This window comes from Roseovarius sp. A-2 (genome assembly GCF_002072155.1).
GTDB lineage: Bacteria > Pseudomonadota > Alphaproteobacteria > Rhodobacterales > Rhodobacteraceae > Roseovarius.
The window spans coordinates 354,048-371,963 of the sequence record NZ_BDIY01000001.1 but is presented as its reverse complement, the minus strand read 5'-3'; the positions used below and the strand labels follow the sequence as shown (position 1 = coordinate 371,963).

At 65.6% G+C, this 17,916-nt stretch carries 19 protein-coding genes; 5 read left to right on the top strand and 14 right to left on the bottom strand.

The window, feature by feature from the left end:
- Positions 1–98: 98 nt before the first annotated feature.
- From lptB to BHD06_RS01845, 5 genes are all read right to left on the bottom strand, one after another.
- Entirely contained in the window at positions 99–857 is a 759-nt protein-coding gene (lptB, locus tag BHD06_RS01865) for an LPS export ABC transporter ATP-binding protein (protein WP_080455266.1), read from the bottom strand.
- Complete coding sequence (locus tag BHD06_RS01860; protein ID WP_080455265.1) at positions 854–1,474, bottom strand: LptA/OstA family protein; 621 nt, start codon at positions 1,472–1,474, stop codon at positions 854–856. The genes lptB and BHD06_RS01860 overlap by 4 nt, the downstream gene beginning before the upstream one ends.
- A gap of 131 nt (positions 1,475–1,605) precedes the next feature.
- Entirely contained in the window at positions 1,606–2,331 is a 726-nt protein-coding gene (locus BHD06_RS01855) for a sugar phosphate nucleotidyltransferase (protein ID WP_080455264.1), read from the bottom strand.
- Positions 2,328–3,017 carry an HAD family phosphatase gene (locus tag BHD06_RS01850; RefSeq protein ID WP_080455263.1) on the bottom strand — a complete coding sequence of 230 codons (690 nt, stop codon included), beginning with the start codon at positions 3,015–3,017 and terminating at the stop codon, positions 2,328–2,330. Before BHD06_RS01850 ends, BHD06_RS01855 begins: the two co-directional genes overlap by 4 nt.
- Positions 3,018–3,024: 7 nt before the next feature.
- Positions 3,025–4,158, bottom strand: a complete 1,134-nt coding sequence (locus BHD06_RS01845; RefSeq protein ID WP_080455262.1) for a CDP-alcohol phosphatidyltransferase family protein — start codon at positions 4,156–4,158, stop codon at positions 3,025–3,027.
- A gap of 69 nt (positions 4,159–4,227) precedes the next feature.
- Between BHD06_RS01845 and BHD06_RS01840 the strand changes: the two genes are divergently transcribed.
- On the top strand, positions 4,228–4,686 hold the full coding sequence (locus tag BHD06_RS01840) for an HIT family protein (protein ID WP_080455261.1): 459 nt from the start codon (positions 4,228–4,230) through the stop codon (positions 4,684–4,686).
- On the opposite strand, the gene BHD06_RS01835 is transcribed toward BHD06_RS01840, so the two are convergent.
- Genes BHD06_RS01835 through BHD06_RS01825 form a run of 3 tightly spaced genes read right to left on the bottom strand, consistent with a single transcriptional unit; the run spans position 4,683 to position 7,161 of the window.
- The gene (locus tag BHD06_RS01835; RefSeq protein ID WP_176214256.1) at positions 4,683–5,489 is read right to left on the bottom strand and encodes a nucleotidyltransferase family protein; all 807 of its coding nucleotides are present in this window, start codon (positions 5,487–5,489) and stop codon (positions 4,683–4,685) included. The genes BHD06_RS01840 and BHD06_RS01835 overlap by 4 nt on opposite strands.
- The gene (locus BHD06_RS01830) at positions 5,486–6,667 is read right to left on the bottom strand and encodes a hypothetical protein (RefSeq protein ID WP_080455259.1); all 1,182 of its coding nucleotides are present in this window, start codon (positions 6,665–6,667) and stop codon (positions 5,486–5,488) included. The genes BHD06_RS01835 and BHD06_RS01830 overlap by 4 nt, the downstream gene beginning before the upstream one ends.
- On the bottom strand, positions 6,664–7,161 hold the full coding sequence (locus BHD06_RS01825) for a DUF2141 domain-containing protein (protein WP_080455258.1): 498 nt from the start codon (positions 7,159–7,161) through the stop codon (positions 6,664–6,666). The genes BHD06_RS01830 and BHD06_RS01825 overlap by 4 nt, the downstream gene beginning before the upstream one ends.
- Positions 7,162–7,306: 145 nt before the next feature.
- Here BHD06_RS01825 and BHD06_RS01820 point away from each other — a divergent pair, with 145 nt between their 5' ends.
- Genes BHD06_RS01820 through BHD06_RS01805 form a run of 4 tightly spaced genes read left to right on the top strand, consistent with a single transcriptional unit; the run spans position 7,307 to position 11,425 of the window.
- Positions 7,307–8,482, top strand: coding sequence for an LptF/LptG family permease (locus BHD06_RS01820; RefSeq protein WP_176214255.1), 1,176 nt, complete (start codon positions 7,307–7,309; stop codon positions 8,480–8,482).
- Entirely contained in the window at positions 8,479–9,531 is a 1,053-nt protein-coding gene (locus tag BHD06_RS01815; protein WP_176214254.1) for an LptF/LptG family permease, read from the top strand. The genes BHD06_RS01820 and BHD06_RS01815 overlap by 4 nt, the downstream gene beginning before the upstream one ends.
- A complete protein-coding gene (locus tag BHD06_RS01810) occupies positions 9,528–10,493 on the top strand; it encodes a diacylglycerol kinase family protein (RefSeq protein ID WP_080455255.1) in 966 nt (321 codons plus the stop codon). The genes BHD06_RS01815 and BHD06_RS01810 overlap by 4 nt, the downstream gene beginning before the upstream one ends.
- An 11-nt stretch (positions 10,494–10,504) precedes the next feature.
- On the top strand, positions 10,505–11,425 hold the full coding sequence (locus BHD06_RS01805; RefSeq protein ID WP_176214253.1) for a hypothetical protein: 921 nt from the start codon (positions 10,505–10,507) through the stop codon (positions 11,423–11,425).
- A 19-nt stretch (positions 11,426–11,444) separates the two neighbouring features.
- Here the strand turns inward: BHD06_RS01805 and BHD06_RS01800 are convergent, their stop codons facing one another.
- The 6 genes from BHD06_RS01800 to BHD06_RS01775 form a co-directional block, all read right to left on the bottom strand.
- Positions 11,445–12,773, bottom strand: a complete 1,329-nt coding sequence (locus BHD06_RS01800) for a lipopolysaccharide biosynthesis protein (protein WP_080455253.1) — start codon at positions 12,771–12,773, stop codon at positions 11,445–11,447.
- Positions 12,774–12,806: 33 nt separating this feature from the next.
- Positions 12,807–14,213 (bottom strand): hypothetical protein, encoded by a 1,407-nt coding sequence (locus BHD06_RS01795; protein WP_080455252.1) that lies wholly within the window; start codon positions 14,211–14,213, stop codon positions 12,807–12,809.
- Between the two features lie 70 nt (positions 14,214–14,283).
- Positions 14,284–15,519 carry a hypothetical protein gene (locus BHD06_RS01790; protein WP_080455251.1) on the bottom strand — a complete coding sequence of 412 codons (1,236 nt, stop codon included), beginning with the start codon at positions 15,517–15,519 and terminating at the stop codon, positions 14,284–14,286.
- Positions 15,516–16,688 (bottom strand): hypothetical protein, encoded by a 1,173-nt coding sequence (locus BHD06_RS01785; RefSeq protein WP_080455250.1) that lies wholly within the window; start codon positions 16,686–16,688, stop codon positions 15,516–15,518. The genes BHD06_RS01790 and BHD06_RS01785 overlap by 4 nt, the downstream gene beginning before the upstream one ends.
- A gap of 189 nt (positions 16,689–16,877) precedes the next feature.
- Positions 16,878–17,114 carry a YdcH family protein gene (locus tag BHD06_RS01780; RefSeq protein WP_080455249.1) on the bottom strand — a complete coding sequence of 79 codons (237 nt, stop codon included), beginning with the start codon at positions 17,112–17,114 and terminating at the stop codon, positions 16,878–16,880.
- Between the two features lie 130 nt (positions 17,115–17,244).
- Positions 17,245–17,913 (bottom strand): thermonuclease family protein, encoded by a 669-nt coding sequence (locus BHD06_RS01775; RefSeq protein WP_080455248.1) that lies wholly within the window; start codon positions 17,911–17,913, stop codon positions 17,245–17,247.
- Positions 17,914–17,916: the final 3 nt, after the last annotated feature.

Below are 17,916 nucleotides of genomic sequence, written 5' to 3'. Positions count from 1 at the left end.
GGGCCATCTGACCGGCAGGCGGCGCGACCCTATGCCAGGGCGCGCGGAATCGCAACGCATGGCGGCGAATTGGCACAGGATCGTGTTCGCCGCAAGCCTCACGCGACATGGAAATCCTCGCCAAGATAGACCCGGCGCACGTCTTCGTTGCGCACCACATCCTGTGGCGTGCCGCTCATCAATATGCCGCCATCATGCAGGATATAGGCGCGGTCCACGATTTCGAGCGTGTCGCGTACGTTGTGATCGGTGATCAGCACGCCGATCCCGCGCGCCTTGAGGTCGGAGACAAGCACGCGGATTTCCGCCACCGTGATCGGATCGACCCCGGCAAAGGGCTCGTCGAGCAGCAGGTAGCGGGGATTCGCCGCAAGGCAGCGCGCGATCTCCACCCGCCGCCGCTCGCCGCCCGAGAGCGACAGCGCCGAGGCATCGCGCAGCCCCACAATGTCGAAATCCTCCAGCAATTGTTCCAGCGTCTCGCGGCGCTTGGCGATGTCGGGCTCCAGCAATTCGAGGATGGTCAGGATATTGTCCTCGACGCTCATCCCGCGAAAGATCGAGATATCCTGCGGCAGATACACGATGCCCAGCTTGGCCCGCCGGTCGATAGACAGATGCGTGGCCTCGACGCCGTCGATGATCACCTGCCCGCCATCAGGCTCCAGCAGCCCGGCGATCATGTAGAAACAGGTGGTCTTGCCGCAGCCATTCGGCCCCATCAGCGCGACGATCTCGCCCTGTTCGAGATCGAGGCTCACGTCGCGGATCACCATCCGGCGCTTATAGCTCTTGCGCAATCCCCGCACCCGCAACCCCTGCGCGGTGTCCGGCGCGTCCGTCGCGCCTGCTGTCATTGACCGGTCTCCGCGTCGGTCTCCGCGCTTCCGGGGTCGGGGTCTTCGTCCCCGGTCGCCCCGGGGTCGATGAATGTGCGCACGCGCCCGACCATCACCGCTGTGCCCGCTTCCAGATCGACGATCATGCGCTCACCCGTGACCCGGTTGATCCCTTGGGTCACCACCACATCGCCGGTCACGACGATCTCGCTTGTGGCGATGGTATAGACCGCCCTGTCGCCCTCGGCGGTCTCGTCGGGGCTTTGCATCAGCACGTCGCCCTCGGCGATCACGCGGATGATGCCATTTGCGGCCCCGCCCTCCTCGGCGTTGCCATATTCCACCTGCACGGTGCCTGCCTTGAGCTGCAACTCGCCATGATCGACAACGACACTGCCGGAAAAGATCGCGATATCGACATTCTGATCCATCGAGAGCGTGTCGGACACCACTTCGAGCGGCATGTCGGCCGACACCTTGATGGATCCAAAGGCGAGCCTCGTGCCGCGCGGTTCTTCGGCACCGTCAGCCTCCTGCGCCGTGGCCCGCATCACAAGGCCGTCGCCCCCAAGACACAGGCACGCGGCCAGCAAGAGCCCTGCCACGCGGCGCAAATTGCCACCAGAAAAAACCATTGATCCCGTTCCCCCTTTTGGTGGTCTATAGCAGTTTTCTTGCAGCCCGTGATACCACGGGCCCCGGCAGATCACCAACTGTTGCGCGCCTGACGCATTACGGCTCAAGCAGGCGTGTCGTCAGGTTGTCGTCAGGTCTTGAAATACCCGTCTATGCCCTCGTAATCCTCAACCGTGTCGACCTCGTTCCAGCGGCGGCCCTCGATCGAGAATGTGCCAACCTGCCCGGTGGTGCTCGCGATCGCGTCAATCGCCTTGAGGAACCATTGCGACACGCCATCCTGCGTGCGCATCATCTGCTCCAGTTTGGCACGGTAGATCGCCGGACCCTCGCCAGTAAAGCGCAGCATCCCGATGGATTCCGCATCCGCGCGCTCGGGCGGCAGCGACTTGCCGATGGCGCGCAGGCGGCTTCCGTCGAGTTGTACCTTCATATCGTCGGAATCGTAAGCCGATTTGCGGTCGATGGTGACCTGCACCGGCAATTCGTGCGGGCTGTTGAGCACATCCTCCAGCAACGCCGCCTCAAAGAGCGTATCGCCGTTGATCAACAGGAAATCCCCGTCCATGTGGTCGCGCACCATCCAGCAGCTCGCCAGATTGTCGGCGATCTGGAAGAACGGGTTGAACATGGTGGTCACGGGCATCGGGCCGCTGCGTCGCGCGACCTCGTCCTCGACCAGTGCGGTCATGAAACCGGTGACCACCACCGCCTCGCTCACCCCTGCCGCCTCGAGCGTGTCGAGTTGGCGGCCGAGCACGGTGGTCTCGCCGACGGGCAGCAGGCATTTGGGGCGGGTTTCGGTCAGCGGCAGCAGGCGCGAGCCACGCCCGGCACTCAGGATGATGGTTTTCATGCAGGGGTCTCCAATGTCACGGGTAGGGATTGCGAATGCTCGAAATCGACGATTTCGAGGCCATGGGCCCGCGCCGCGTGGCGCAGACCTGAGGACGGATTGACCGCGATGCCGTGATCCGCCAGCGTCAGCAGGTCGAGATCCGAGAGGTGATCGCTATAGGCATGGATCGGGCGGGCGAAGGGGCGCGCGGCTTGCAACGCCTCCATGCGCCGCAGCTTTTCCGCGCCATAGCAATTGGCCCCGTCGATCGCCGGGCCGCGCGCGCCCGGGGGCCATGTCAGCCCGGTCGCGATCACATCGTCAAAGCCGAGCGCCCGCGCCAGAGGATCCGCCACCACATCGACCGCCGCGGTCACCAGCACCAGCCGGTCGCCGCGTGCCTTGTGCGCCGCGATGGCCGCGCGCGCGCCGGGCCGCAGACCGGTGTTGAGCAACCCCGCAACGAAGCGATCCGCCTTGGCCTGAAGCGTGGCGCGATCCTGACCTGCCAGCGTGCGCACCCCCGCCGCCTTGATCGCGTCGCGCGGCACGAGACGCAGCTTGTAGCCGATCATCCGCCCCACGATCCCGGTCATGCGCAGCCAGAACAACGGGTTCCGCCCGTTCACATGCAGCAGGAACCACGTCCATGTGGGCTGCCGGGTGATGGTCCGGTCAAGATCGAAGATCGCCGTGCCCGCCATGCCGCGTTCAGCCCTCCATCCACGAGGTGATCGGTGTCGGCTGCAGCCAGGCCTGCCCCAGCCGCACACCGTGGAAGATCAGCCACAGCAGCGTCCAGGTGGCCATCGCCACAAAGCCCCAGCCGGGCGCGCCCACGATCACCGCGAGCATGAAGATCAACATGTTGGGATTGCGCCGCGCGGTGATTTCGCGGGCGATGGAATCGATCCGCTCCCAGACATGGATATGAAATCCGAACTTGGCGATGAAGACGCCTTCCTGCACGCGGTTGAGCACATAGCCGATCACCAGAATAGCAAGCGACGCATCGAGCATCTGCGCACTCACGCCTGTGGCCTGCCCGTGTAGCCCGTTCCACATCGCCCAGTACCAGAACGGCGGATGGATCAGGTCGATCAGGTGATCGTAGAGATCGCCCCATTTCGAATAGCTCATCGTGGTGCGCGCCAGCTTGCCATCGACGGTGTCGAGAAAGGTCATCACCCAGGCCGAAACGATGCCGAGCGCCCAGTGCCCCTCCCAGAAACACCAGAGCGCGGCAAAGACCATCACGAGGCTGAGCGTGGTCACCGTGTTGGGCGAGATATGCAGCCGTGCCGCGGCGCGGGTGGCGTGAAAGGCGGGCCAGGGCCAGGCGTATTTCGTGACCAGGTCGGTGACACCCTTGTAGGACCCTTTGAAGAGGCGTTTCTCGACCCGCAGCGCCGTCTCGGTCCGCATCGAGAGCGCATAGGGCGCCTCGCGCTTGCGCAGCACCTCGTCGTAGTCCCCGGCAAACGCGGCCATGCCCCCGGGGGTGAACCCGGCGGCGCGCAGGGCCGAGGCGTCGGGATGCTCGCATCCGATCCAGCCCTCCCAGTCCTGCGGTGCGGCACCCTCGGGCAGGTGCAGCGCGGCCAGGCGCGGCGCAGCCTGCCCCTCGCCCTCGACGATAAGCGCGGCCCCGGGCGTGGCCAAAAGCGCGCGCTGCAACGCGGGCGACAGCACCCAGTCGACACCCACCAGCAGCCGCGCCGAGGCCTCGTTGACCGTGGCCGCACCCGCCTTTTGCCAGGCGCGCCGCTGCCATTCCCGCAACTCGAGGCCCCAGAGCCTTGCGTCGCTTTCCCCAACGAGACGCACGCTTGCCGCTTTTGTCATCCGGTCATTCCACTTATCATCGGTCCAAAGGGGCACCCTGCCCCGCAACAGTTGCAGGAGGGGTTAACAATGGAACGCACGGAAATGCCAGAACGAAACGCCACTTTTCTGCGTTTCGGGGGCAAAGAGACGCTGATTGCCGACTACGAGTGGTGGAGCGTTCAGGCGCGCCCGCAGCAGGCCACGCTCGGCGCGCTGATCCTTCTTGCGCATGGCCCGGCGCAATCCTTCGCCGATCTGCCCCCCGAGGCGCATGCCGAATTGCACCGGATCACCGGCGATATCGAGGCCAGCGTCGCGCGGTTCGGCAACCGCAAGATCAATTACCTGATGCTGATGATGGTCGATCCGCATGTGCATTTCCATGTCCTCCCACGCTATCCCGAGCCTGCGTCCTTTGACGGCATCGAATTTGCCGATCCGGGCTGGCCCGGCCCGCCCGATCTGGGCCATGCGCCCGATGCCCCGAATGCGGCGGCGCGGGTGTGCGCAGCGCTTGCCGGGGACTGGCCGGGCCGACGCGGTTAAGGCGCGCGCGCGGCCAGAATGCCGCGCACCAGCGCCAGATCGCCGGGCTTGTCCACGTCGATCGCCGCTTCGGCAAAGGGCAGGAACACCGGGCGCACCTCTGCCCCAAGGCGACGCGAGAGCATGGCAAAGACCGGCTCCGGCCCCGAGCGCGCGAGCAGTATGCGCAGCGCCGTCCAGAGGCCGAACCGCCGCGCGATGCGCCACGGGTGCTTGCGGTCCTGCTCTACGCTCTGCCAAAAGCGCAGCACTTCAAGCGCGTGCGGGGTGCGAATGTAAAACAGATTGCAGCCTGACAACTCAGCCCCGCCAAGCCGCAGATAGGTGCGGCGCGTTTCGGGATAGCCCGCCTCGATCACCGCGCGTTCGGCCAGACCCACGGTCAGATCGGCACCGCTCGCCTCGGATCCGTCGAGAAACACATCCACCATCTCGGGCGTCAGCAGCGCATGATCGCAGGTCGTGACCAACACCGGCGGCGCGATATCACCCTCAAGCGCGCACAGCAGCGACGACGCCGGGCCGCGCCCCCTGGCGGCAAGCGCATGGCAGGCGATGCCATCCGCCGCCGCCGTCAGCTCTGCGCCCTCTAACCCCATCACCGTGACCGGCCCCGAGGCGCGGCTGGCCCGCAGCGCGCGCAATACCCGCGACAGCATCGGCTGACCCTGAATGTCGATCAACGCCTTGCTCGACACGCCTTCGGCCTCGGTCAGCGCGTCGCCCCCTGCCCGCGTCCCTGCGAGCACGAGCACCTGCACTGCACCGCCGCGACACGCCGCCTGCGTCTCGGGCCGGGTCACAGGGGTTTCTCGTAGACCCGATAGGTCTTGTAGCGGCTCATGTCGTAAAGCGTGATGAGCTTGAGTAGATCGCGATTGACCTCCAGCACCCAGGATGCCTCGACCTCGCGCACACCCTGTTCGTGCTGCGCGCGAAACGCCGCCTCGAAACAGCCCGCCATCGCCAGCAGCCCGCGCCCCGACTTGTGGTATTTGCGCCGCAGCCCGGCCAACGGCAGCCGCGCCCGGCGCGGCCCGCGGATCTTGAGGCGATAGAGAAGCTGCGCCCAGCCAAACGGCAGCAGCCGCCCGTCCAGACCGTCGGCCATCTCGTTGATATCCGGCAAGAACAGCGTGAACGCCGCGGGCTCTCCGCCGACAGAGGCAATCCAGAGCGAGCGCGGATGGATCAACGGCTTGAGTTCACTGGCCATGGCCTCGATCTGCGCGGCACTGAACGGGACAAAGCCCCAGTTCTCGGCCCAGGCATCGTTGAACAAATCCATGATGAGCGCGATATCCGCCTTGAAATTGCGCATGTCGAGCGGGCGGATGCTCAGCGCGGGTTCCGCGTGAAACGCGTCGACCAGGCGCCGGACACGGGGGGGCATCGTATAGGCCTCGCCAAATGCGTAGTGAAAGGCGTGCATGTCCATCGCCTTGACCAACCCCACGCTCTCCAGCGCCGGGGCGTAATCGGGGCGGCCATGCGGCATTAGGATCATCGGCGGCGTCTCGAACCCATCGATCAGCAGGCCGGTTTCCTCGTTGATCGAGAAACTGAACGGCCCCCTGATCCGGGTCATGCCCTGTGCCCGCAGCCAATTCGAGGCCACCGCGATCAGCGCCGAGACCGCCTCGGGATCAGGGGCCAGCGTATCGAGAAATCCGAAATGCCCGGTGCCGTCCTGATGAATTTCGATATGCGCGTGATTGACGATTGCGGCGATCCGTCCCACCACCTCGGTGCCGCGACGCGCCAGAAACAGCGCGTGATCAATATTCGCCAACCCCTTGTTCTGCGCAGGATCAAGCTGTGCGGCACGCTCCATACGCAGGGGCGCGCGCCAGCCGGGCTGACCGCGATAGGCGCGATAGGGCAGGTCGAGAAACGCGGCGCGGTCGGCGGCCGAGGCCACCGGGGTCACGCGCAGGGCGGCTGCGCAGGACGCGGCGGCAGGTTGGGGGGGGGTGGTCATTTCTGCAATCGGATCCGTATCTTCACACCCTGCTTGGGCACCTCGAATGCCGCATCATCGAATACCGGCATGCGAAGCGCCAGCTTTTTGTTACTCGACAGCGCAAAGGGTTCGGCAGGCATCATGTTCCATTTCTGGTCGAGATCGCGGTCGGCGTCCAGATCCTGATAGGCGGCGATTGCGTATCGGCCCGCACTGTCCACGTCGAAACAGACGGTCTGCGGGCCCTGCTCGGCGGGCACGCGGATCCGGTGCAGGCGCGAGGCCTTCTTGAGGAAATCTTTCTCGCTCGGCTGGTAAAGCTCGACCGTCAGAATGCCCTGCGCGGTGACATTTTCGACCACGACCCGGATTTGCGGCGCGCGCGCCCCGCAGGTCGCGGGTGCCTCATGAGGCCGGATATCGAGCTTGTCCGAGGCCGGTGCCGCGCCCGGCGCGGTCAGCATGAACGCGCCCAACAGCAGCGAGACCAGGGAATTGCGGTTGCTAAACATGAAAGCTCCGGTCAGATTACGGGATGGATAGAACACCTTATCTGGTATCAGAAACCATTCTCTGCTACAGGGCGGCAAGGTTCGCAGCTATCACAAGTGGTTACAAGCATGTCACGGTCCTCTGATGCGCGGGAATGCGCCTAGCATGCGGTTTCGGCTCGACCGATATATGCTGCGCAACATCCTCAGCATCCTCGCGGCGCTGATCGCCGTGGCCCTCGGCATGCTGATGCTGGAGCGCCTGATCCGCATCGCCGATCTGATCGCCGGGTCCGAAAACGCGCTCGAGGCCGGAACGCGGATGATCGCCAATCTGATGCCGCATTACCTGGGGATGGCCCTGCCCGGTGCCCTGCTCATTGCCACGATCATCGCGACCGAACGGCTCAGCCGCTCGGGCGAGATGGTGGCGCTGCTCTCGACCGGGGTGTCGCTGCACCGCGTCGCGCGTCCGCTGGTGCTGCTCGGGCTGTTCCTTGCCATCGCCTCCATCGTGAATTCGGGCTTTCTGCAACCGGTGGCGCGGTACAATTACCGCGAGGTGGTGCACGAGTTGCGCCAAAGCTCGATCGTCACCGCCTTCAAGGAACGCAAGTTCATCCAGTTCGAAGACCGCGTTGTGTGGACCTCGCATGTGGATTTCTCCGGCCGTGAACTGGGCGAGACCTTTATCGTCGAGACCGCCGAGGATGGCAGCCGGCGCTTCATTGCCGGGCAGAGCGGGCGGCTTAACGAGGACGATAACCGGACCTGGCAGATCATCATGGCCAACGCCATGCTGGGCAATGTCCCCGCGACGATTACCAATGGCGGCGGCAATCGCCTGAGCACAGAATCGGTGACCTGGACACTGCCCACCCCGCTTGACGGGTATCGCGACCGCGGCGACGATCAGCGCGAGCTTACCCTGCCGGAACTGGTGACCGGCAGCTACCCGTCGCAGGGTCAGAATATCGACCGCGCCGCAGCCGAGGCCAATCTGCACGACCGTCTCAGCCGCGCCATTCTTCTGACGGCGCTGCCCTTCATCGGGGTCGTGCTCGGGCTAACGCTTGGCCGCATGGGCCGGTCGGGCGGGCTGGCGTTCGGGATCGTCCTGCTGCTGGTGGTGCAAAAGCTGCTGGAATACGGCCTCGACCTGGCGCAGCGCGGCACCCTGCCGCCCTGGGCCGGGACATGGCCAATCGTGGCGCTGGTGCTGGTGCTCGCGCTCTATACCTTTCGGCGTACCGCGCAAGGCCGCACGCCGCTGCCCCGGCTCATCTCGGCGCTGCGGCGCGCGCGCACCGACCCCGATACGAACGCGAAGGCGGCGCGATGAAACATCTCTATCGCTATCTCGCAGTCATGTTCCTGCAACGCTTCGTGATCATCAGCTTCGGGCTGGTGGCCCTGCTCGGCACGCTCGACGCGCTCAGCAACGCCGATCTCCTGCCGCCCGATGCAACACTGCTGGACCAGTTCCGCTATATGGCGCTGCGGATGCCGATCCTGTTCGACCGCATTCTCGTCTTCTCGGTGCTTCTGGCGCTCCTGCTCACCTATATGAGCCTGATCCGCCGCTCGGAACTGGTGGCCATCGTGGGCGCGGGCGTGTCGGTGCTGGGCCAGATCCGCGCGCTGATCCCGGCGGTGCTGATCGCCACGGTCGGCTCGGCACTGGTGATAGACTTCGTCACGCCGCGCAGCACCCAGGCGCTTGAAAACTGGCTCGGGCCGCAGGCGGTGCATGACGACGGACAGGCCCCCGAAACGCTGTGGCTCGCCGATAGGCGTCTGCTGGTCGAGATCGGTGGGGTCGAGGGTGATGTGCTCGAGGATATCACTTTGTTCGAGCGCGGCACGGGCGGCAAGATCGAGGCGATCTCGCACGCGCCCACGGCGCGCGTCACGACCGGTGGCTGGCAACTTCTGAACAGCCACCAGATCCGCTATGACGGCCAGCCGCCAGAGCCCCCCGCACTCTGGCAGACCGCGCAATCGCCGCGCACGCTGCGCCTGCTGATGTCGGAACCGCGCAACCTGGCGATGGCCGATCTGCTGCGGCTGTCACGAATGACCGGCTCGGGCAGCCTGCCATCGGATGCGTATCTCGTGTGGTTCCTCAACCGGCTGTCCCTGCCCGTCATCGCGCTCGGGTTCCTGATGATCACCGTGCCGATCATGCAGCATTTCGGACGCCACGATCGCGCCGAAGTCTCGATGGGGCTCGCGATCGGCGGCGGCTTCGTGTTCATGGTGGCCGACGGGGTATTCAAGACGCTTTCGGAAAACGGGGGGCTCGATGCCGAAGTTGCCGTCGGCATCCCGGCGGGCGTGTTGCTGCTCATCGGCCTGTGGCTATCCTTGCATCGGAGGGGCTCGGTATGAGCGCGCGTCTTGGTCTGGTGGTGAACCCGCGCAGCCATGCGGTCGCGCGGCGCGGCTCCATGCTCGAGGCCGCCGGGCTCGACCTGCCGGGCGCGCATTTCCTGCGGCTCGACAGCTTCGACCGGCTCGATCCCTGCATCGCGCAAATGGCGGCCGCAGAGGTGGACACGATCTTTGTCGAGGGGGGCGACGGCACACTGCTCGCGGTACTCTCGGCCTGTCTGGCACCTGGGTCGGGCTTTGGCACGCTGCCCGATATCGCCGTGCTGCCGGGTGGCAGCACCAATCTCGCGGCGCAGCTCTTCGGGTTTCGCGGGCGCACCCCCGGCGAGATCACCCGCCGCATCAAGGCCCTTGCCCATGAGGTGGAAGAACCAAAGCGCGAACACCATCATGCCCTGCGGATCGAAAGCAGCGACCTTGACCGCCCGGCCATCGGCTTTGTCCTCTCGACCGGATCTCTGGCCCGCGCGATGCTTTACACGCAGCGGGAATTTCATGGCCCGGGCCGGCGCGGGGGCCGCGCCGTGGCACTGGCCATCGCGCGTTTCCTGATAGCGCCCGGACGGTATCGCGACAGCGATGGCCACCCGGTGATGCGCCCCTCGCCCCTCACGCTGCGCGGCGAGGGCATCGAGATCGACGGCGACCACGCACTCACCCTCACCAGTTCCCTGCCCCGGCTCAGCCTGGGCCTCGCACCGTTCTGGGGCGATGGCGAGGGCGGCGTGGCGATCACCCATGCCACATGGCCGATCCGTGGCTTTCGCCGGGCGCTCGCGCGGATCGTGCTTGGCCTGACCGGGCCGGGCATGGCCGCGCACGGGCTGACCAGCTATCGCAGTGACTGGCTCGATCTTGAACATACCGGGCCGGTGGTGGTCGATGGCGAGGCGGTTCTGAGCACCGGCGCGGCGAGCCTGCGGATCACCACAACCCCGCCGCTGGCCTTCCTGAGATGAGCGGGGCCGGGGTGACGGAGGCACTGCGCACGGTGATCGAGGCCGATCAGGGTCCGCTGTCGCCGCCCGCCGAGGCGATGGCCCGCGCTATTCGCGCGCGTCACGGTGCGGCGGTGCGCGCACTGGTGTTCTACGGCTCGGCCCTGCGCGAGGGCGACGACGCTGGCAAGATGCTCGATTTCTACGTGATCGTCTCGCACTACCGCGCGGTCTATGGCGCGGGAGCCAAGAGCCTCGGCGCGTGGTTGCTGCCGCCCAATGTGCATTTCCTCGCGATCACCGATGCGGCAGGCCGACCGCTGCGCAGCAAATACGCGATCATATCCGAGGCGGCCTTTATCCGCCGGGCTGGCGGCGGCACGCTCGAGTCCATGTTCTGGGCGCGGTTCACGCAGCCTGCGCGCATCGTCACCGACGACGCGGCCCTGCGCGCCCGGCTGATCGACACGCTGGCACGCGCCTGCCGCCATTTCGTCACCCAGACCCAACCTCTGCTGCACGGTCCGCAGCCCCCCGGCGCCCTCTGGGCGCGTGGTCTCGCGGAAAGCTACCGCACCGAATTGCGGCCCGAAAACCCCGGGCCGCGGGCTGTGCAGATCGTCGCACGTTTCCCTGAACGCTATGCCCGGCTCTCGGCGCTGCTCTTGCCGCAAGGGCCGGATGGCCGCCCCGACCTGCCCGATGCCGGACCTATGCACCGTGGCCTCTGCCGCGCCAAATGGGCGCTCCGGCGGATCATCGGCACCCCTCTGGGCGCGCTGCGGGTGCTCAAGGCAGCAACCACATTCGACGCCGGACTCGACTACATCATCGAAAAGGTGCAGGGCCATTCCGGCGTCAGCGTGACGGTCAGCGAGGCCGAACGTCGGCATCCGATCCTCTACGCGCCCCGCATTGCACTGCGGCTCTACCGGGCTGGCGCGTTCCGCTGAACGGCCCGGCCCCGTGGCCTCATTCCTCCGCGTCGCGCAGCCGCGCCTTGCGGATCCGCTTTTTCAACAGCCTGCGCCCGACGATCAATGTCAGCCCGCGCGAGGTGACGGCAAGCCCGATCGACGCAAAACCGACCGCGTTCAGCCCGATCACCCACAGCCCGCTCAGCATGATGGCGGCATAGACGCAGATCCCCAACCACTGGATCAGCAGCGCGGTGCCACCCTTGTTGGCCGAGAACATCGCATGATGCAGCGAGAACCCGAGCGCATTGATCAGCGCGGCAAAGAGGAACAGGCGGAACAGCCAGATGTGCTCCAGCATCTCGGCCCCGAAAGCAAGCTCAACTATCAGCGGCAGCGCGGCGAAGAGCACCACGCCAAGCCCCAAAACGACGAGCGCGCCCACCTTGAGCTGCTTGGCAATCACCGAGCGCAGCCCGGTCCAGTCGCCCCGCCCCGAAAGGCGCGAGAAATCCGGCAGCAGCAGCGGCCCGAGGAATTTCGTCGGGGCCGAGGCGCCGGCCGAGATCTGCCGCGCCAGTTGCAGGATCGCGGCCTGCGCCGCACCCAATTGCGCGCCCACGAAAAGCGTCGTCAGATGGGTTATAGCAAGCGGCCCGGTGCTGATCAGGTTGGACATCAGCAGGAAATGCCAGATCCCCGGAAATTGCCGTCCGGTCTTGCGCAGCCTCAGCGAAAACACCGGCAACAGATCGCGGCGCACCAGTTCTTGCGCGCAGATCACCATCGGGATCGAGAAACTGATAACGAAGGCCGCGAACCAGGCCGCCGCCAGATGCACCACCCCCCCACCAAGCGCCACCACGAGCAGCACCAGCGCCATGCGGATCACCGCGTTGGCCCCGTGCTGGAACGCAAGCACTCCAACCCGGTCAAACAGGCGCAGCACGCCGTTGGGTGTGGCATTGGTGACAAAGATGATCAGCACCATGAACCACGGCGCAATCCGCGTGATCTGCTCGTTCCAGCCCAGCCATACCGCCGCATAGGGAATGAGCGCCACCGACACCGCGATCGCCAGGGCCATGGTGATAAAGTCGATCATCAGGGTCAGCCCGACGAGGCGGCGTAGCTGATACCACTCGCCGTTTTCTTCGGGCATCACCCCGAACCGCAGCACCGCCTGCCAGGACTCGAACTTCACCACTTCGGCAAAGACCCGCATATAGGCCACAAGAAGCATGATCATGCCTAGATCGCCCGCGCCGAACGCACGCAGGATGATCGCGTTGGTCGCGAGATTCAGCAGGCCGAACCCCACCCGGCTGCCGACGATAAGGCCGGCATTGTGCAGGAAGCGGCGGTGGATGTCCTTGTAACTCACGCTGCGATCATACCGAGTCTGTCTACGCCCGCATCAGTCAAGCGGCGACGCAGAGGTTTCCGTGAACACCGCCTGTTTGCGCCCGAACCGGCCCTTTTCCTCGCAGATCAATGTCCAGCGGATGCCAGGATAGCGCCGCGACGCAAGTGCCATCTGCGTGTGCCACCAATAGGGCGACTGTTGCGTCGTGTGTGCGTTTCGCCCGTCCGGCAAGGTCTTGACCGCCGGATAGCAGGCGGCGACCACAAAGACGAACCCGGTCGCATTGGCAAACATCTCGTCGATGACCCAAGGCACATCGAGCGGCAAAAGATGCTCGACCACATCGGTCGAGATCACCCCGCCATAGGGCCCCTCGCCGATATCCGAGAACGGCGCATGGCCCGGATCGTAGCAACGGACGCGCAGGCCCGGCAGCGCCTCGGACTGCCGCCACGGGCTGTCGGCGGGCTCGCCCTCGATGGTCTGGTAATTGATCGCCTTGCCGGACCCGTAGTCGAGAATTTCGGTGGTTCCGGTCTCGCGCGCGAGCTTGGCCACGATCGCGAAATGCTTTTTCACCTGATAGCCCGCGAAGGTCTCGGGCGTGTCGTGCATCTGCTGATATTGCGCGATCAGGTTGGCGAATTCATTGCTGGGCGCATCCTTCGTGAAAAGCAGGAATCCGGCCGCGTCGGCGGCCTTTTCCAGATCGTACCAGACATGCCCGAGCGGGTTCTGTTCATAGCGCAGCAACTCGGGAAACGGCTTCCACGGCTGGGTGTGCAGCGTGGTGTAATGCAAGCAATCGGTCTGGTCTATCGGCACCTCGCCATCGCGCGAATTCCAGCTGTTGGGCATCTCGCCAAACAGCCCTGCCTCTTCCATGACGGCCTTGAAATGGTCGTGTTTCTTGCCCGCCTTCACGTCGTCCAGCGTCCAGAGCGGCGCCATCCGGTCACAATCGATGAGCATGACCGAGTTTTCCTTGAGCGAGATCGCCAGCACGCCCTTGCCGTCCATCTCCATGTCAAACAGCCTGGCCGGATCGGTAAGGTAGATCTGATCGACATCGTTGTAGATCGCGCGCCCGGCATTGCCCGCCCAATGCGGGATCGCGTAGCGGTAATTGGTGAACCCGGTCTTCCAGCCGACGCGCGGAACGCCTGCCACGTTCGACATCAGGTGGATTTCGTAACACCGCGCCGGGTCGCGCACCTGCATGACCGACCACACGAAAACGCGGGTGGCGCGATATTGGCCAGGCTCGGTGCCGAGAAAAATCCGCACTGGTGGCTGTTCCGAGGGCGTCACGTCCGGCGCGGGATCGAGACGGATAACCTCCATCTCCTTCATGTCGCCGAAATCGCGGCCCGGATCCTTGTCGACCCAGTAGGACATACGTCGGTTGTACCAATGGGTCTTGTACGGATTGTTCTTGATCTTGTACGACTTCTGCATGATGCGTGACCTTCTGTCTGAGATGAACGGGTCGGGCCGTCCGTCCCTTTCCGCGCGCGCGCTCAAAGAGTCAAGCCCGCCCGGGCCGGACAAGCGTAAAGCGGCCTTCTGCGACACTATGCGCCAGATCGGCAAAGGCGGCGCTCAGGGTGACGATCTCGCCCTCGTAGCGCGCCAGATGGGTGCGGATAAAGGCCGCGTCGGTGTCGCGGTCATGAGCCGCCGTATAGGCGTTGACGGTGGCGGGCGCACCCGGATAGGCCCCGGCGGCATCGGAAAAGAGATCCATCCCGGCCACGATCAGCCGCGCGGGCTGTAGGGCTATCGCGGCCGCCATCATCACCGCGCCGGTCGTGGGGCGCGGATGGCCATGCAGCGCGGCAGGGTCGATCTCGGCGATCTCCTCGATCACCACATAGCGCAGCGGCCCGTGCCACGGGGTCAGGACACGGGTGCCCAAAAGCGCCTCTTCCTTGCGCCGCGATGCGACCGCGACCGGAATCCGACCCGCCGCGCGCATCGACTTCTTCACCCCGGCAAAGAGCAGGTCGGGGCAACTCATATAGCCTGCGTCCATCCATTGGTGATTGACCCGGAAAAGCGCGTCATGCGGCATTGAGCGCAGGCGCGGATCGGCCGAGGTCGGCCCGTTGCCGAGACACATGATCGTCGCGGGTCGCCCGAGATGCGCACTCAGGTCAGCACGATTCGGGATGCGGGTCACCATCGGCGCGCATACCCCCGCCAGCGGCCCGCGCACCAGGCGCTGCGCAAGCCGCGCCACCGCCGACAGGGCCGGGCCGTCCCCGCGCTCGAACCCCATGGCCGAGATCAAATGCGCGGTGCTGGCCCCGGTGTCGGCGCGCTCCGGCAAACCATCGGCAGAGACCGGCGACAGCGGCGCAAGGGGCCGTTCGACGATCCCGCGCTCCAGCGCCTGCGCGCGCTCTACCGTCAGCCCGAAGGCCGGGATGCCGCGCCGCCGCGCGCGCGCCAGCAGCCAACCCAGGCTTGCGGGCAGCGCAGCCTGTGATGCCTCGATCCGCAGGATCGCGCGGCTGCGCAGCCGCGCCAGCGACAGGCCCCAGACCGCCACATGCACGAAGGCCACCGGAAACCGCCTAGCCGCCGCTTCGGCCTGATCTCTGCTGGGCACCAGAACAACGACAGAAAGCCGCCGATCGCTCGCGCAGATCGCGTCGATCAGCGACAGCGCGCCGGGCACGATCCCGTCCACGCCGCAAGGCAGCAGGATCACGAGCGCCTCTTCAGGCGGCCTCAACCCGAGCGCGCGCGGTGCCGTCATGTCCAGGTGTCCGCGACGCTGCCGGTTTCGAGATACTCTATGACCGCACGCGCGCCCCGCTCCGAGGCCGGTGCCTCGGCAAAGGGCGCATCGGGCAGGATCGCGTCATCGTCGAGCGCGGCCTGCTGCGCGGGCCGCCATGTCTCGAAATCGTCAAGCGCCGCGTCGGTCGCGGCGTCGAAATCGGCCATATCCTCGACCACCGGCCCGAAGGTCCATGACCGGAAATTCGGGTTGCCGCGCCATTTCGCGTGCATCGGGTTCAGGAACACGCAGGAGCGCGGCGTGGTAATGAACTCGTAGATCTGGCTAGACTGATCCCCGATATATAGATCGGCGGCGTTTAGATAGGTCATGTCGGCCGAGGCCGGGCTGCCCAGGTCGATACGCAATCCGGGGCGCTCGCGAAACTGCTTCGGGAACCGCGCGCCACGCGTCCAGCCACGCTTGAACAGCAGCGCATGCGGCGCGAAGATCACGTTGAGGCCGTCACGCGCGATCAGATGTTCGAGCACCTGCGGTCCGAAGCGGTGCCAGGAGGTCCCGCGCGGGTTCTGCGTCGGGTTGTAGACGGCCACCGGCTTGTCATCCTCGAAGAGGCGCGTGCGTTCCATCGAGACCGCCTCGTATTTCGGGTAGCCGATCACCGCATGGCAGGTCTCGCGCAGCCGCCCCTCGGCGCGCATGGCCCGCGCGATCCTGTGGCCCTGCAAGAGAACCAGATCGAACGTGTCCACCCGGGTGTCGAACATCCCGAACGGATTGTCATAGAGATCACCCGCGCCATGGCCGGTAAAGATCAGCCGGACCCCGTTCATCCGCGCCGAGCGGCGCAGCGCGAGCGAGGTCATCTCGGGCATGAGCAGGGCGTCATACCCGGACAACATGTCAGTGTTGCGCCGCAGGACGGCGACCTTGCGCGCGAAGGTGAATTGCCGCAGCAGCGGATCGAGCGCCCGGAAAAACAGCGGCACCTCAAGCCGCCGCGCGGTGACTCTGTGGCCCGGAAAACGCTCTGCAATCTCCATCGCATAGGCCCGCTCGGCCTCGGTCGAGCACAGGATATCGACCGTCCAGTCCGGCTTCAGCCGCGACAGGGCAAAGGCGTAGGGGGTCGCATGGGGAACCTGATGCAGTTCAAAATGGTTCAGGATCACGCCAATCCGCATCGACGGGCCTCGTTCTGGGCGACCCAAAGGGGCCAAATTCTGGCCAATCCTCTAGCGGGACCGAGGCCGATACGCAATGCCCGGCGGGTCTGCACTCATCCCTGCCCCGCCCGAGGTGACGGGGGCGCACGCGATATTTCGCCGACCGCGCCGCCCGTGCGATGTGTCGCGATCAGGCCAGCACGCGTCTCAAGCGGTCAGCATGCGATAGATCTCGTCCTTCAAAATCGCGCGTTGCTTGCGCATTTCCACCTCGGTCAGATCTTCTACCGGCGTGACGTGGGTCTCGGCCCGGTGAACCCGGCGGTTGATCTCGTGATACTGGTCCGCGAGCCGTGCAAAATGCGCGTCGGACTGTTTCATCTCACTGATCTTGTCGGCCAGATCGGGAAACTCTTCGTGCAGTTCGTGGGGGGTGTGGGTCATCGCGCGTCGCTCCTTCGTTATCATTCGAGTCGGAGCCTAGACACCACAGAGGCGGCAAGCCTTGATCCGGATCAAGAAAACCGCCGGAGATGTCATTCCTTGCAGAAGCGGCGCAACCTGCCCCGGCGTGCTAGCGTTTTGCCCGCCGCCACCCCGCCGCGCGGGCCGTCGCCTCATCACAGAACCAGCGCTCGCCGGTCTCGGGGCGGATCACGGTGCGCGCATAATCCGCCTGCCCTGGCATGTGATAGATGCGCCGCCCCTTGGAATTGACGTTGCCCTTGATCGGACAAGCGGCATTTGGCGCGGCATTGTCCTGCGCGCGCTCCTCGCGCACCGCGCGGCGGTGATCCTCGGGGCGGGCCATCAGATGCCCGTGCAGCCCCCGTCCCGCCACGACCGCCGATTTTTCATCGAGGTCATAGGCCATCGAGTACTTGCGGTAGGCCAGCGCCAGACCGCCACTCACCAGCATCCGCCCGACATCCTGCCCCGCCACCACGCAGGTGGCGACTGTGCGGCCATAGCGATCCGTGTCCACCGTCTCGCAGCGCGCATCGCGTGTGGCGATCCGCGCGCGCAGCTGATCGGCCACCCATGTGCCGCAATCCCAGGTCGCACCGTCGGGATTGGTGCAAATCTGCCCCAGTTCCGGTGCGTCTATACCGTGCAGACGCACCCGCGTGGCACCCACATCGAGCGTGTCGCCGTCCACCACGCGCACGGGTCCGCCAAACCCCTGCGCAAAGGACGACAAAGGGAACAGACTAAGAACGATGAGTAAAGAAATCCTTAACATGCC

Excerpts from the sequence above, each read along its gene's own strand:
- lptB (WP_080455266.1), bottom strand. The coding sequence starts at position 857 with ATGACAGCAGGCGCGACGGACGCGCCGGACACCGCGCAGGGGTTGCGG.
- BHD06_RS01860 (WP_080455265.1), bottom strand. The coding sequence starts at position 1,474 with ATGGTTTTTTCTGGTGGCAATTTGCGCCGCGTGGCAGGGCTCTTGCTG.
- BHD06_RS01855 (WP_080455264.1), bottom strand. The coding sequence starts at position 2,331 with ATGAAAACCATCATCCTGAGTGCCGGGCGTGGCTCGCGCCTGCTGCCG.
- BHD06_RS01850 (WP_080455263.1), bottom strand. The coding sequence starts at position 3,017 with ATGGCGGGCACGGCGATCTTCGATCTTGACCGGACCATCACCCGGCAG.
- BHD06_RS01845 (WP_080455262.1), bottom strand. The coding sequence starts at position 4,158 with ATGACAAAAGCGGCAAGCGTGCGTCTCGTTGGGGAAAGCGACGCAAGG.
- BHD06_RS01840 (WP_080455261.1), top strand. The coding sequence starts at position 4,228 with ATGGAACGCACGGAAATGCCAGAACGAAACGCCACTTTTCTGCGTTTC.
- BHD06_RS01830 (WP_080455259.1), bottom strand. The coding sequence starts at position 6,667 with ATGACCACCCCCCCCCAACCTGCCGCCGCGTCCTGCGCAGCCGCCCTG.
- BHD06_RS01825 (WP_080455258.1), bottom strand. The coding sequence starts at position 7,161 with ATGTTTAGCAACCGCAATTCCCTGGTCTCGCTGCTGTTGGGCGCGTTC.
- BHD06_RS01820 (WP_176214255.1), top strand. The coding sequence starts at position 7,307 with ATGCGGTTTCGGCTCGACCGATATATGCTGCGCAACATCCTCAGCATC.
- BHD06_RS01815 (WP_176214254.1), top strand. The coding sequence starts at position 8,479 with ATGAAACATCTCTATCGCTATCTCGCAGTCATGTTCCTGCAACGCTTC.
- BHD06_RS01810 (WP_080455255.1), top strand. The coding sequence starts at position 9,528 with ATGAGCGCGCGTCTTGGTCTGGTGGTGAACCCGCGCAGCCATGCGGTC.
- BHD06_RS01795 (WP_080455252.1), bottom strand. The coding sequence starts at position 14,213 with ATGCAGAAGTCGTACAAGATCAAGAACAATCCGTACAAGACCCATTGG.
- BHD06_RS01790 (WP_080455251.1), bottom strand. The coding sequence starts at position 15,519 with ATGACGGCACCGCGCGCGCTCGGGTTGAGGCCGCCTGAAGAGGCGCTC.
- BHD06_RS01785 (WP_080455250.1), bottom strand. The coding sequence starts at position 16,688 with ATGCGGATTGGCGTGATCCTGAACCATTTTGAACTGCATCAGGTTCCC.
- BHD06_RS01780 (WP_080455249.1), bottom strand. The coding sequence starts at position 17,114 with ATGACCCACACCCCCCACGAACTGCACGAAGAGTTTCCCGATCTGGCC.
- BHD06_RS01775 (WP_080455248.1), bottom strand. The coding sequence starts at position 17,913 with ATGTTAAGGATTTCTTTACTCATCGTTCTTAGTCTGTTCCCTTTGTCG.